Below are 13,976 nucleotides of genomic sequence, written 5' to 3' on the forward strand. Positions count from 1 at the left end.
CCTGATGTCTGAGAATAACGCCGCCGACGTCCAGAAGGACGCCGCCGAGGAGGCAGCTGCCCCGTCCCGCACCCTTTGGAGCGACGCATGGAAGCGCCTCAAGCGCAACAAGCTTGCCATGCTGGGAGCCATCTGGATCATCTTCATGGTCATCGTGGCTGTGTCCGCGCCGCTATGGGCTCCGTCCGTCCTGGGCGACCCGACGGCCGCCGATTCCGCCACCATGACGGCCAACTCCCGGCTGGTCCCGTCCCTGGAGCACCCCTTCGGCACCGACACCCTGGGCCGCGACGTCTTGTGCCGCGTGGTCTACGGCGCCCGCGTCTCCCTTGCCGTCGGCGTGCTGGCCACTGCCATCTCCACGGCCATCGGCCTGGTCATGGGCGCCCTCGCGGCCTACTACGGCGGCATCTGGGACACCATCATCATGCGCCTGGCCGACGTCTTCATGGCCTTCCCGTACACGCTCTTCGTCATTGCCATGATCGCGGTCATGGGCAACGGCATCCAGAACGTCTTCATCGCCATCGGCATCCTGGGTTGGCCCTCCATCGCGCGCGTCTTCAGGAGCGCCATCCTCACGGTCAAGGAGAACGACTACGTTGACGCCGCGCGCGCCATGGGCGCCTCTGACCTTCGCATCATCGCGCGCCACATCTTCCCCAACTCCGTGGCCTCCATCGTGGTCTACGCCACGATGAACATCGGCGGCGCTATCCTGACTGAGAGCGCCCTGTCCTACCTGGGCATGGGCGTCGTGCCGCCCGACCCCTCGTGGGGCAACCTCATCTCCGACGGCCAGACCTACCTGGCCACCCAGCCCTGGCTCATGATCATGCCGGGCCTGGCCATCCTCACGACGGTCCTTGCCTTCACCCTGCTGGGCGACGGCCTGCGTGATGCCCTCGACGTCAAGATGAAGGACGCATAGCCATGTTTGGAAAGAAGAAGACCAAGGTCGACCCGAGCCAGGACCTCAAGAACCAGCCGGTTCCCGAGGGCTCCCACCTGCTTGAGGTGGACGACCTCAAGATGTACTTCCACACGCAGGACGGCGTGGTCAAGGCCGTCGACGGCGTGAGCTACACCCTCGACCGCGGAGAGACCCTCGGCGTGGTCGGCGAGTCCGGAAGCGGCAAGTCCGTGACCTCGCTCACCATCATGGGCCTCATCGACATGCCCCCGGGACGCATCGAGGGCGGCGACGTCCGCTACCGCGGCCAGTCCCTGCTCAAGATGTCCGAGGCCCAGATGCAGCAGATCCGCGGCAACGACATCGCCATGATCTTCCAGGACCCCATGACCTCGCTGAACCCGGTCTACACCATCGGCCGCCAGCTGGGCGAGGGCCTGCGCCTTCACCGCGGCTACTCCAAGGAGCAGGCCACGGCCCGCGCCATCGAGCTGCTTGACCTGGTGGGCATCCCCAACCCGGAGCAGCGCGTCAAGGACTACCCGCACCAGTTCTCCGGCGGCATGCGCCAGCGCGTCATGATCGCCATGGCCCTGGCCTGCGACCCCGACATCCTCATCGCCGACGAGCCCACCACCGCCCTGGACGTCACCATCCAGGCGCAGATCGTCGAGCTCATGAAGGAGATGCAGCAGAAGAACGGCAACGCCATCATCATGATCACCCACGACCTTGGCGTGGTGGCAGACGTCGCCGACAAGATCATGGTCATGTACGCCGGCTCCCCCGTGGAGATGGGCACCGCCGACGAGATCTTCTACCAGCCGCACCACCCCTACACCTGGGGCCTCATGCGCTCCATCCCCAAGCCCGAGGGAGACGAGAAGCACCCGCTCACGCCCATCGAGGGCAACCCGCCCTCGCTCATGAGCCTGCCGACCGGCTGCTCCTTCGCGCCCAGGTGCCCCTACGCCACCGACAAGTGCCGCGCCAGCAAGCCCGAGCGCGTCGAGGTGGCCCCCGGCCACTTTGCCCGCTGCCACTACGCGGCCGACGAGGCCTTCGTCGCCGCCAACGCGCCCGAGAGCTCGCGCGCCAAGAAGGGAGGGGAGGCCTAATGGCAGACAAGAGAACCCCGCTTCTCTCCGTGCAGCACCTCTGCAAGGAGTTCCCCGTCGAGTCCGGCGTCTTTGGCAAGCGCTTCTCCAAGAGGGCCGTCCACGCCGTCAACGACGTATCGTTTGACATCTACGCCGGCGAGACCTTCGGCCTGGTGGGAGAGTCCGGCTGCGGCAAGTCCACCACGGGCCGCTGCATCATGCACCTCACCCGTCCCACCAGCGGCACGGTGCTCTTCGAGGGCAAGGACGTCTCCAAGATGAGCAAGAAGGAGCTCAAGGAGATGCGCCGCAACATGCAGTTCATCTTCCAGGACCCCTATGCGTCCCTGAACCCCCGCATGACCATTGGAGAGATCGTCTCCGAGCCGCTCATCATCCACAACGTCATGCCCGACGCCAGGGAGCGCGAGGAGTACGTCCGCGGCCTGCTGGACGTGGTGGGACTCAACCCGGAGCACATCAACCGCTACCCGCACGAGTTCTCCGGTGGCCAGCGCCAGCGCGTGGGCATCGCCCGCGCCTTCGCGCTCAAGCCCAAGCTCATCATCTGCGACGAGCCCGTCTCCGCCCTTGACGTCTCCATCCAGGCCCAGGTGCTCAACCTCCTGAACGACCTGCAGAAGGAGTACGGAACGGCCTACCTGTTCATCGCGCACGACCTCTCCGTGGTCCAGCACATCTCCGACAACATCGGCGTCATGTACCTGGGCAACATGATGGAGTACGCGGACTGGAAGGCCCTCTACGACCGTCCGCACCACCCCTACACGCAGTCGCTGCTCTCCGCCGTGCCGGTGCCCGATCCGGACATCCAGGCCACGCGCAAGCGCATCGTCCTTGCGGGAGACCCGCCGTCGCCCATCGACGCTCCCTCCGGCTGCTGCTTCCACACGCGCTGCCCCATGGCGTGCGAGAAGTGCTCCCAGGAGCGCCCGGAGTTCCGCGAGGTGGAGCCTGGCCACTTCTGCGCCTGCCACTTTGCGGCACCCAACCCCATCAAGGAGAGCTCCATCGAGCTCTAGCGCCACGGGCCGAGAAGACCTGCTCTTCTCGGCCCGCTTTTTTGTTCTGGTGGGGCTCTGACCAGGCACTTCTTGGCAATCCAAACTTTTTTGAAATTGGGGGTTGCGCCTCTCAAAAGGAGCGTGCTATATTACTCCTCGCGCAAGGGGGCGGCGGCAACGCAGCAACCGAGCAAGCAAGTCGGAGTGGCGGAATTGGCAGACGCGCTAGCTTGAGGTGCTAGTGACTGACTAAAAGGTCGTGCGGGTTCAAGTCCCGCCTCCGACACCACGAAATCAAGCGGGTCACCTTCGGGTGGCCCGCTTTTTCGTTAACAATGCGGTTCCGTGGCGTCATCATTGTTACGGAAGGGGCCGCGCGCCGTGTCCGGCCGTAAGATTCGCTCAGGAGCAGGTTTCCCAAGAGAGGGGAGCGTCCCATGATCGAGCAGCTCACCGTCTGCCTTCCCGATGGCCCCGGCAAGCTTGCCGCCATGTGCGGCCTTCTGGGCCACAACGGCGTTCAGATCCACGCCCTCATGGTTGCCGAGACCGTTGACTTTGGCATCATCCGCGTCATCTGCGACAGGCCCCGCCACACGGCAGAGCTTCTCTGCGGTGCTGGCTACAACGCCATGTGCACGCGCGTGGTGGCAGTCGAGGTGCAAAACGTCCCTGGCGCCCTGGGCACCCTACTTGACCGCCTCTCCTCCTGCGACCTCAACGTGGAGTACGCCTACACCTGCTGCGTCGACTCCCGCACGGCGGACATCATCAAGGTCACCGGCGAGCCCCTTGAGATCAAGCTGCGCGAGAGCGGTCTGGCGCTGCTGACGGCCGCCGACCTCTACGACCCCGACGAGGTGGCACGTGCCTAAGGCTCTGGGAAAGCGTCACGTGGAGGGCATCGGCGAGGGGAGCCTCTCGGGAACCCTCGCGCGCCTGCTGCAGCTCACCGGCGACGCCGTCGTGGCGTTCGACGGCGCCGGCAGGGTGCTTTTGGCAAACGACGAGGCGGCGTCCCTGTTCTTCTCGGCTTCGGAGGGCCTTGTGGGCTCTGACGTCCGCGGGCTCTTCCAGCTTGAGGCAGATGTTGCCGACGTGCCGTTCTGCGCCCAGGACCTGCCGTTTCCCGTGGACGGCTCCGGGGCCCTGGTGCTTTGCCGCACCGCTGGGGGGCACCTCTCGGCCGTGCGCGTCCGCTGCGACGCCGTCCATGCCCCGGGCGAGACCTACCTTCTGGTGGCGAGGCTTGCCGGCGACGCCGAGGCGGCCGCGCATGAGACCGAGCGGACCGTGGCGGAGCTCCGGCGCGCCAACAAGCGCCTGGCGGGCGCCATGAACATCGTGCTGGACACGCTGGACTACGAGGACGTGGGCAGCCTCTTTGGCCGTGCTCTGGAGGAGATCTGCGAGACCATGGAGGCTGACGGCGTCCTGGCCTACATCGCCGACGTAGGCGGGTTCCACCTCCGCGGCGCCACCGAGGGCGTGGACGCCTCCCGCGCCCCGCGCTTCATGGAGTACGGCCGCGGTCTGGAGACCCTTGCCGCGCGCTCGGGAATGGCCCAGCGCATCCGCGTCCTGCCGCCCGCGGGCGAGGCCCTGCGCCAGGGTCGCCTCTCCAACCGCGAGGTGATCAACGAGGAGACCCACGAGGTCCTCAAGATCTCCGCCCGACGCCTGCCGCCCTTCACCAGCTTCATCGTGGTGCCCGTCTGGTTTGACGGTCGCGCCATCGCCATGATCGAGGTCGGCTGGGAGCGCATGCACCCCCTGCGCGAGGACGACGCCAAGCTTCTGGACGCCGTGGCCCACTACCTCTCGGTGCAGCTTGTGGGCGCCCTCTCGGCCATGCGGGCGGAGCGGGCGCAGAGCTTTGACGCGCTGGGAACGGACCTGCGCGAGGAGCTCATGGGAGCCTCGGGCGAGAAGGACGTCGAGCAGCGCGTTCGTGACGTCCTGGCGGATGCCGCCGACGCCCTCGAGGCGGCCCTCGTGCCGTTGGGCGTCAACGAGCACCAGAGCGTCGTCGTGGCCGACCTACCGCTGTGCGGCCACCGCGCCATCCCGGTGGCCGAGACCCTCGGCGAGGACGTGGCCGCCCATGAGGAGGGCGCCTGCGTGACCGACGTCGGCCCGGAGAGCCCGCTCGCCCAGACCCTGCGCGACCTGGGGGAGCCCTGCGTGGGCGCCCTCGTGGACATGGGCTACCTGGCCGGGGAGAGGCGTGCCTTCCTGGTGCTGCGGCCCGACGGCGAGGAGCCCCTGGACGAGGTCGAGCACGGGTTTCTTCTCCGCCTCGCCCAGGACGTCTGCGACATCTACCGCGGCGAGGCCGAGCGCGCCCAGGACAAGCGCATATCCCAGGCATTGCAGCGCGGCATGAGAAACGAGCTCCAGAAGGTGGAAGGACTCACGGCCCAGGGGCTCTACTCGTCCGCCACCGCGGCGGCCTTCGTGGGCGGAGACTTCTACGACCTCATCCGCCTGCCGGACCGGCGCGCCTGCGTGATCATGGGAGACGTCTCGGGCAAGGGCGTTGAGGCCGCCTCGGTCTCCGCCGCCGTCAAGACCGCCCTGGGCGCCTACGCCTGGGAGGGGCTGACCCCCGCGCGCATGGTGCGCTCGCTCAACGACTTCCTTCTGGGCTTTTCTCGGCTGGAGACCTTTGCCACGCTCTTTGTGGGCATCATCGACCTGGGGGCGGCCACCATTACGTACTGCTCGGCGGGTCACCCGCCCGCGCTGCTGGTGCGTGCCGGCGCGCAGGAGATTTCCATGCTGGATGTTCAGTCCGGTGTGGTGGGGGCCTTCGCGGACATCTCGTACCAGGACGGCGTGGTGAGCGTGGGGGAGAGCGACGTCCTCATGCTCTACACCGATGGCACCACCGAGGCAAGAGACCCCGGCGGGGCCTTCTTTGGCGAGCAGGGCCTGCGAGACATGCTCATGCGCGAGTCCGCGCCCGACAAGCCCTTCGAGGGCTTTCTTGACCGCCTGCTGGCCACCCTGGACGCCTTCACGGGCCAGCGCCTGGACGACGACGTGGCCATGGTCGCCGTTCGCTTTGACGAGCTGGGAGGCCTCCCGCCAAAGATGAGCTACAAGTGACGCCGACGAGGGCATAGGACGGCGCGCGCAGGGGAATAAACCCCCTATGAAAACAGAAGCCAACATAGCGACCATTTCCGTCCCGGGAGACCTCGACGTCCTGGCGGCGCCCGCCCTCAAGCGCTCCCTGGAGGGGCTCATCGACGGGGGCTGTCACCGTGTGGTGGTCAACATGGCCAATGCCGGCTACGTGGACTCTGCGGGTATGGGCACCATCATCTGCGAGCTCAAGCACATGCGCCAGGAGGGCGGGCTCATCTCGCTGGTCAACGTGGCGCCGCGCGTGTACCGCGCCCTCGCGCTCATGCGCGTGATGGACTTCATGCCCGTCTCTCGCGCAGGCGTGCGCCGCAGCGTGCGCGAACTCGACCCCTCGGTGCTTCCGGAGTGGAGGCGCACCTTCCGCGTGGCGGCAGGTCAGATGGCCCAGGTCCGCGGGCGGGTCGAGTGCCTCTGCGAGGGACTGCCGCTTAAGGCTGACGAGGTCTTTGACCTCACGCTCGCGGTGGGAGAGGCCCTGGGAAACGCCGTGGACCACGCCGGCGAGCGTGGGGTGCTGGTGACGGTTGCCGCCTATGCGGACCGCGTCGTCGTCGACGTCGCCGACTGCGGCCAGGGCTTCTCGCTTGGTCCGGACGAGGAACTGCCGGAGGCGGCCGCCGACGCCGAGCGCGGGCGCGGCATCAAGCTCATGCGCATGCTCACGGACTCGGCGAGCATCTCTCCCAAGAGCACGGGCGAGGGCTCGGTTACGCACCTGGTCAAGCTCTTCTCTAACAGCGTTGTTGCCCGTTGATTATTTCTATGGCATCTACCTGCGCAAACGAACTTTTTTGCAAAGAAGTCCAAATTTTTGCTTGCGCGGGCGGCTGAGTTTCCGTATATTACTCCTTGCGCACGCGGGCTTAGCGCAGTTGGTAGCGCGCCACCTTGCCAAGGTGGAGGTCGCGGGTTCGAACCCCGTAGCCCGCTCCATGCGAGCACCAAGGCCGGTCTCGATCGGCCTTTTTCATATCGGCGAAGTGGCCAAGTGGTAAGGCAGGGGCCTGCAAAGCCCTCACCCCCGGTTCGAATCCGGGCTTCGCCTCCAAGAGCGCACAGGGCGCCTGCATTCGCAGGCGCCCTTTTTGCGTTATAGGGGCTTGTTCCACCTAATTAATTGCTACGTTTGCGTTTTGTTGTGTACCCCATGAGTATCAAACACTCTCTTGCTCCGTTTGCCCAGTTGGCGGCGACGTATGGCGCGCTGATACTTGGAAGGTCCGTTACAAAACGCAAACGTAGCATCAGCGGAGCCCGCGGAAGCCCCAACTCGAGCGTTTCCGGTCGTTTTCCCACCGTTTGGCGGACTTGCGGAGGCTCTGGGTTACCCGGATTCACGTACGTGCTAGCTTCTGAAAATGGCTACCACAATTTGCGACATAACGGCATTTGACTATTGGCGCATCCCGCCGATAGTGCGTCTTCTTCTCGTAGGTGAGGAAGATGATGCTACCTTGCGCAAAATCGCAACGCCCGACCAGCTGAGGACGCTGAGGTCCGAGGTCGTCGAGACGCTTCCCCTGTGCAATTCTTTCCTGAGGCCCAGTCCTCGCACAAGGCACCTCGGCGCCTCTGCCAAGGAGCTGCTTCCCGTAGCTCCCATTCTTGCCGCGGGTCACGAGGGAGCGGTCGACGTCCTGACCGACCGCCATTCGGGCTGCCATTCCTCGACTCTCATTCGACCTCGCCTTTGGACTCGCAAGCTTCCGCTTGGCTCTACCGTGGAGATTTACGACGAAGTGTGCGTTACCTCCCCGGAGCTTGCGATGCTCCAGCTTGCCGCAAGGGCCAGCCTTCCCCTGACTATCATGATGGCCTCCGAGCTCTGTGGCTCCTTCGCCGTCCATGAGCCTTCCCAACCCATCAAGGCGTTTCTTCAGAGAATCATCAAGGCAGACAAGAAGATTCCCACGGTCAATGGGTGGAAGCCCTTTGTGGACGCTAGCGGCAACCTCGGGAACCTATGGAGCCGCCCACCCCTGACGACTCCCCACAAACTTGCCGCCTTTGCCGCTGACTCAGGGGCAAAGAGGGGAGTCGTGCGCCTTGTCAAGGCGACCGAGCTCCTGGTTCCAAACGCTGCCTCACCCCTCGAGGTCCAGACGGCCATGCTCCTTGGCCTTCCTAGTAGCATGGGCGGGTATGGCATTGGCGGCTTTGAGGCTAACAGGAAGGTCAGGCTCAACACCGGAGGAAGGTTGCTTTCTAAGAAGAGCGCCTGCTATTGCGATCTGTTCTGGGAAGAGGCGGGGATTGACGTTGAATGTCAGAGCACCATGGTTCATCAGAACGCCGACAGCTTCTTGTCTGACTCCGAGCGGACCACGGCGCTCAGGGGCATGGGCTTGGATGTGCTCCCCATTACGTTTGACCAGCTAAGCGACTCCGCCAGGTTCGACTCGTTTGTCAAAGTCCTTGTTGGCATGCTGGGACTGACCCTGGAGAGTCGGACGGAGGCCGTGAAGAAGGCGACCGTTGGGCTTCGGACTGAGGTTCTTGCGCCCTGGGAGACCATCCACCACGTTTGAGTGGCCTTTGCGGCGTGCAAATTGCTACGTTTGCGTTTTTGCTCTGGGCTTGCCAAGAAGCAAGCAAAACTGCCGCGCATTTGCCCAGTTGGCAGAAGGGGCCGAAGGGCTGATATTTAGGGCCCTTGTAACAAAACGCAAACGTAGTAGTCCGAGCCCTCAAATCTCTCGCGTAGACCCTCCGTTTTTCAAAAAAGTTGAGATTCCCACTTGCGCGGGAGGCAAGATTCCCGTATTGTATCTCCTTGCGTCGCGGGCTTAGCGCAGTTGGTAGCGCGCCACCTTGCCAAGGTGGAGGTCGCGGGTTCGAACCCCGTAGCCCGCTCCATGAGAGCACAAGGGCCGGTCATCTAGGTGACCGGCCCTTTTTGCATATGGTCGACACCCGAGCCCCATAGCGGGTAAGGTTAAGGTTGACGTCAGCTTCTGCCGCCCGCCAGGGGGTCTCGGAGGGTCCCATGTTTCTTGCCATCGTCTCGCTCATGTTCTTCCTTGCCGTGGTGCAGGGCTTCGTTCGCGTGGTCATGTACTTCTGGGACTGGCTCTCTCAGGGCGAGAAGCTCGACCGCCACGAGGTAAGCCGTGCCGAGCAGGCGCTCGAGGGCTCCGAGGACGTGCTGGAGCGCGAGCTCGCCCGTGCCAAGGACGTCCGCGGCTTCGGCCGCGTCTTTGCCCGCTGGCGCGCCTCCAAGGAGGCCGTCAACGAGTATCTGGATCGCATGCACCTGGGCTGGTACCAGGTCATCATCATCTTCTTCGTCGGCTGCATGGCCGGCCTTCTGCTCGAGGAGATCTGGATGCTCCTCACGGCGGGCCTCACCGAGAACCGCGTCGGCCTGGTCTGGGGCCCCTTCAGCCCGCTCTACGGCACCGGTGCGGTCCTTCTCACCGCCCTGTGCTTCCAGCTGCGCCGCCACGGCGCGGGCAGCCTCCAGATCTTTCTGGCCTCCGCCTGCATTGGCGGCGGCCTGGAGCAGCTGACCGGCTGGGCCATGGAGGAGCTCTTCAACGCCACCTCCTGGACCTACGAGTTCCTGCCCGACCACATCACCAAGTGGGTCGCTTGGCGCTTTCTCTTCTTCTGGGGCATCCTCGGCCTGGTCTGGGCCCGCAGCGTCATGCCGCGCCTGCTCTACCAGATCGGCATGCCCACCTCCAAGCGGCAGGTGCTCTTCGTCACGCTCGTGGCCGTCTACCTGGTGGCCGACATCGGCATGACGCTGGTCTGCTTCAACCGCAAGACCGCTCGCGACGCAGGCGTCCCGGCGGCCAATGCCTTCGAGCGTTGGGTGGACACCAACTACACCGACGAGTTCATCTCCAGTCGCTTCCAGAACATGGTCATAGAGAGCGGCGCCCCCCAGCAGGACCAGTCTGGGGAGGCCGCCCAGTGATTGTCGAGAAGCCCGCGTCCGCAGAGCCCGCAACCTCTGCCTATCTGGACTATGCCGCCGCAACTCCCCTTGACCCCGAGGTCCTGGAGGCCATGACGCCCTACCTCACGGGCCGCTTCTACAATCCTTCCGCCCCCTACGCGCTGGCCCGCAACGTCCGCGCGGACGTGGAGGCCGCCCGAGCCGCGGTGGCCCGGTGCATCGGCGCCCGTCCGGGCAACGTGACCTTCACCGCCGGTGCGACCGAGGCCAACAACCTGGCGTTTGCCGCCACCGAGGGCCACGTGGTCACAGACGCCATCGAGCACGAGAGCGTCCTCGCCTGCGCCGAGGCCCGCTCGCACGCCATCGTGGGAGTGGGCCCGGACGGCCGCGTCGACCCCGAGGACGTGCTCTCCGCGGTGACGCCCGCCACGCAGCTAGTCTCCGTCTCGCTCGCAAACGGGGAGATCGGCTGCGTGCAGCCCGTGCGCGAGCTTGCCCGCATGATGGCAGGCCTTCGCGAGAAGCGCCTTGCCGCCGGCGACCTCACCCCGCCCTATCTGCATGTCGATGCCTCGCAGGCGGCAAGCTGCCTCACCGTGGACGTGGGCTCGCTCGGCTGCGACCTGCTGACGCTCTCTGCCGCAAAGATCGGCGGCCCCAAGCAGGTGGGGCTCCTCTGGGCCTCTGACGACGTGGTCCTGCGCCCGCTCGTGCTGGGCGGCGGCCAGGAGGGCGGCCTGCGCTCCGGGACCGAGAACGTCGCCGGTATCGTTGGGTTCGCGCGTGCCCTGGAGCTTGCCTGCGGCCGCCGCCGGGAGGAGTCTCGCCGCCTGTCGGCGCTCAGGGGTCGTCTGCAGCGCGGGCTTCTCGGCGAGTTTCCCTGGGCGCTGGTCTCCGGCCCCAAGAAGGAGAAGTTCCGCCTGCCCGGGCTTCTGCACGTGAGCTTTCCCGGGCTGGAGGCACGCCGGCTGGTGATTGGCCTCGAGCGCGAGGGCGTGAGCGTGGGCACGGGCTCCGCGTGCGCGGCCAGCAAGATGCGCGTCTCGCACGTGCTACGTGCCATCGGCATGCCCGAGGAGGCCGCCGCCGGAAGCCTGCGCATGACGCTCGGTCGCCCCACCACGCAGGCCGAGGTGGACTACGCGGTTGCGGCGGTGACCCGCGTCGTGCGGGCCGAGATGTCCCGCCTGGGGATTTCCGACGGACAGGCGGCCGCCAACGCCGCCCGCATCATGGGAGGTAGGCGCCAGTGAGCACAAACGCAAGCAAGGGCAAGCGGGTCTTTGCCGGCCTTTCCGGCGGCGTGGATTCGGCGCTTGCCTGCGCGTTGCTGGTTGAGCGGGGCTACGACGTCACGGCCGTCTACATGCGCAACTGGTCCCGGGACCTGCCCGGCTTCAAGTGCGCCTGGGCAGATGACCTCGCGGACGCCGAGCGTGTGGCCGTGACCCTGGGCATCGACCTTAAGGTCTGGGACTGCGAGGCCGAGTACAAGGCCACCGTCGTGGACTACCTGGTGGACGCCTACGCTCGCGGCTACACGCCCAACCCGGACGTCATGTGCAACCAGACCGTCAAGTTCGGCACCTTCGCGGAGCGCGCCTTTGCCGCGGGCGCGGACTTTGTGGCCACGGGCCACTACGCTCGCGTGGCCCCTGCCGCCGAGAAGGGCACGGGCCAGAAGTCCGCAGCCGAGAGGCCCGTCTGCCTCCTGCGCGCCGCCGACGAGCACAAGGACCAGACCTACTTCCTGTGGCGCGTGGGCGCGGACGTCCTGGCCCGCACGCTCTTTCCGGTGGGGAACGTCCCCAGCAAGGCTGAGGTTCGCCGCATGTGCGCCGAGCGCGGCCTGGGCGTGGAGGCAAAGCCGGACTCCGACGGCATCTGCTTCGTGGGGCCGGTGGGCATCAGGACCTTCCTGCTTGACACGCTGGACCGTCGCGCGGGAGACATCGTGGAGTGGGAGACCGGGCGCGTCCTGGGCCACCACGACGGGGCCTTCCTCTTCACCGTGGGGCAGCGCAAGGGCCTTGACCTGGGCGGCGGCCCCGCCCGCTACGTGGTCTCCACGGACGTCCAGAAGAACGTGGTCTACGTCACCGCAGACCACCAGAGCCCTGCGCTCTTCTCGGCGGAGGTCGATCTGACTGATGCCATGTGGATTGGCGGCTCGGCGCCCGCGGCGGGGGAGTACCTCGTGCGCACCCGCCACACCGGTCCCCTCACGCCCGTACGGGTGGAGCCCGACCCGGACGGCCGCACCACACACCTGACCTTTGCGGAACCCCAGCGCCGCGTGGCCCCCGGCCAGTCCGCCGTCATCTACGACGGCCTCACCTGCCTGGGCGGCGGCATCGTCTCTAAGAGTTGACAAAGGGACAGTCCCTTTGTCAACTTTTCGCCGCGCCGCTCCCAGCCGACGGCCCAAGCCCAGCCGGGGGTATCATGGGAGAGTTAGGCGCCCTGCGCGCAAGGGACTACCAAAGGAGTCGGCGTGGCCGAGGAGCCCAAGAAGAAGGTCAAGCTCAAGGTCAGCGGTGCCCGCTCCACCAAGGCGGCCGCAGAGGACGCCGCGGCTGACCGCGAGTCCATGGGCCAGGTGCGCAAGAGCCTGGTGTTTCTCGCCTTCGTGGTGGTTGCCTACGTGGCGTACCTGGTCTTCTCGGGCCAGTTTGACGAGTTTGTGACCTCGCTTGCCGGCGTCGACTTGGGCTGGGTCACCGCGGGCGTCGTCTGCTTCCTCTTCTACTACGTCTTTGGCGTGCTGGCCTACGTGCTCTCCGTCATCGCAGACCCGGACTCCCCGGTGGGCATCCGCGACCTCATGAGCGTGGAGGCCTCCGGCGTCTTCTTCATGCGCCTCACGCCCAACGGCGCGGCGGCGCCCCCGGCACAGATCTACCGCCTCACGCGCGCCGGGCTCTCCGTGGGCCAGGCCAGCGCCCTCAACTTCACGCGCTTCGTGCTCTACGAGGCCGGTGAGGGCGTCTTTGCGGCCATCATGCTGCTCTTCTGCGGCAACTACTTCTACGAGCAGTTTGGCGACGTCACGCTCATCGGCCTCTTCCTCTTTGGCTTCAAGGTGGTCCAGGTGGGCGCCGTGCTCTTCCTGTGCCTCTTCCCCAAGCCCGTCATGGCCATTGGCAACTGGGCCCTGCGCTTTGCCAACCGCCACGGCTGGCTCAAGGAGGAGAAGTTCAACAAGTACTACGAGATGGTCAACACCCAGGTCATGGAGTTTGCCAGCGCCTTCCGCTCTGCCTGCGGAAACGTTGGCGAGATGCTGGCCACCGAGGTGGTCACCCTCCTGCAGCTCGGCTGCATGTACGCCCTGCCGTTCTTTGTGCTGAGGGCCTTTGGCGAGCCCGCCGACCTCATCGTCTGCCTGGCCAGCGGCTCCATGTTGGAGCTGCTCATCAACGCCATCCCGCTGCCCGGTGGCACGGGCGGCGCGGAGGTGGGCTTTGCCTACCTCTTCCGCGACATGTTCGGCCAGCACCTGGCGGCGGGCTTTGTCATCTGGCGTGCCGTGGAGTACCTGCTGCCGGTCCTCATCGCCGCGCCCTGCATGGGCATGCGCTCCAACGGCGGCGTGAGCATCCGCAGACGCTGGGACGCCCTGTGGGGCGGCATCACTGGCCGCATCAACGGGTTTGTGGAGACGGGCAGCCTCAGGGGCGCGGGCGCTCGCAAGGCCTCCGGCGGCGTGACCATCAGGCCCAAGGCAAAGTCGGGCGGTGCCAGCGCCAGCGCGGCAGCCAAGCCAAAGGCGAGAAGGACCTCGGTCTCCGGCACGGGCTCCGCCAAGGTTGACGTTGCCGCAAAGATCGCCGCCGGCAAGGCGGCCGCCAAAAAGAAGTAGAAAATACTTCTTGCCT

Annotated in this window: 11 protein-coding genes and 4 tRNA genes; all 15 read left to right on the forward strand. The window is 66.1% G+C overall.

Going from position 1 to position 13,976, the window contains the following annotated elements:
- Positions 1–4 precede the first annotated feature (4 nt).
- The 15 genes from DXV50_RS02200 (at position 5) to DXV50_RS02270 (ending at position 13,960) form a co-directional block, all read left to right on the forward strand.
- Positions 5–931, forward strand: a complete 927-nt coding sequence (locus DXV50_RS02200) for an ABC transporter permease (RefSeq protein WP_117204588.1) — start codon at positions 5–7, stop codon at positions 929–931.
- Between the two features lie 2 nt (positions 932–933).
- On the forward strand, positions 934–2,031 hold the full coding sequence (locus tag DXV50_RS02205; RefSeq protein ID WP_117204589.1) for an ABC transporter ATP-binding protein: 1,098 nt from the start codon (positions 934–936) through the stop codon (positions 2,029–2,031).
- Entirely contained in the window at positions 2,031–3,056 is a 1,026-nt protein-coding gene (locus DXV50_RS02210) for an ABC transporter ATP-binding protein (protein ID WP_117204590.1), read from the forward strand. The genes DXV50_RS02205 and DXV50_RS02210 overlap by 1 nt, the downstream gene beginning before the upstream one ends.
- Positions 3,057–3,236: 180 nt before the next feature.
- Positions 3,237–3,327 (forward strand) — tRNA-Leu (locus DXV50_RS02215).
- A 148-nt stretch (positions 3,328–3,475) separates the two neighbouring features.
- Positions 3,476–3,913: an amino acid-binding protein gene (locus tag DXV50_RS02220; protein ID WP_117204591.1), complete on the forward strand. Its 438-nt coding sequence runs from the start codon at positions 3,476–3,478 to the stop codon at positions 3,911–3,913.
- Positions 3,906–6,149, forward strand: coding sequence for a GAF domain-containing SpoIIE family protein phosphatase (locus DXV50_RS02225; protein WP_198666381.1), 2,244 nt, complete (start codon positions 3,906–3,908; stop codon positions 6,147–6,149). The genes DXV50_RS02220 and DXV50_RS02225 overlap by 8 nt, the downstream gene beginning before the upstream one ends.
- 46 nt (positions 6,150–6,195) lie before the next feature.
- The gene (locus tag DXV50_RS02230) at positions 6,196–6,945 is read left to right on the forward strand and encodes an anti-sigma factor antagonist (protein ID WP_117204592.1); all 750 of its coding nucleotides are present in this window, start codon (positions 6,196–6,198) and stop codon (positions 6,943–6,945) included.
- Positions 6,946–7,048: 103 nt separating this feature from the next.
- Positions 7,049–7,124, forward strand: a tRNA-Gly gene (locus DXV50_RS02235).
- A gap of 41 nt (positions 7,125–7,165) precedes the next feature.
- Positions 7,166–7,239 (forward strand) — tRNA-Cys (locus DXV50_RS02240).
- 673 nt (positions 7,240–7,912) lie between these two features.
- A complete protein-coding gene (locus DXV50_RS02245) occupies positions 7,913–8,719 on the forward strand; it encodes a hypothetical protein (protein WP_147556666.1) in 807 nt (268 codons plus the stop codon).
- A gap of 252 nt (positions 8,720–8,971) precedes the next feature.
- Positions 8,972–9,047: transfer RNA gene (locus tag DXV50_RS02250), tRNA-Gly, on the forward strand.
- 130 nt (positions 9,048–9,177) lie between these two features.
- On the forward strand, positions 9,178–10,113 hold the full coding sequence (locus DXV50_RS02255; protein ID WP_117204594.1) for a putative ABC transporter permease: 936 nt from the start codon (positions 9,178–9,180) through the stop codon (positions 10,111–10,113).
- A complete protein-coding gene (locus tag DXV50_RS02260) occupies positions 10,110–11,351 on the forward strand; it encodes a cysteine desulfurase family protein (protein WP_198666383.1) in 1,242 nt (413 codons plus the stop codon). The genes DXV50_RS02255 and DXV50_RS02260 overlap by 4 nt, the downstream gene beginning before the upstream one ends.
- Positions 11,348–12,469 carry a tRNA 2-thiouridine(34) synthase MnmA gene (gene mnmA, locus DXV50_RS02265; protein WP_117204595.1) on the forward strand — a complete coding sequence of 374 codons (1,122 nt, stop codon included), beginning with the start codon at positions 11,348–11,350 and terminating at the stop codon, positions 12,467–12,469. Before DXV50_RS02260 ends, mnmA begins: the two co-directional genes overlap by 4 nt.
- A 123-nt stretch (positions 12,470–12,592) precedes the next feature.
- Positions 12,593–13,960, forward strand: coding sequence for a lysylphosphatidylglycerol synthase transmembrane domain-containing protein (locus tag DXV50_RS02270; RefSeq protein WP_232817424.1), 1,368 nt, complete (start codon positions 12,593–12,595; stop codon positions 13,958–13,960).
- The last annotated feature ends 16 nt before the right edge of the window (positions 13,961–13,976 follow it).

This window comes from Paratractidigestivibacter faecalis, assembly GCF_003416765.1.
Lineage (GTDB): Bacteria > Actinomycetota > Coriobacteriia > Coriobacteriales > Atopobiaceae > Paratractidigestivibacter > Paratractidigestivibacter faecalis.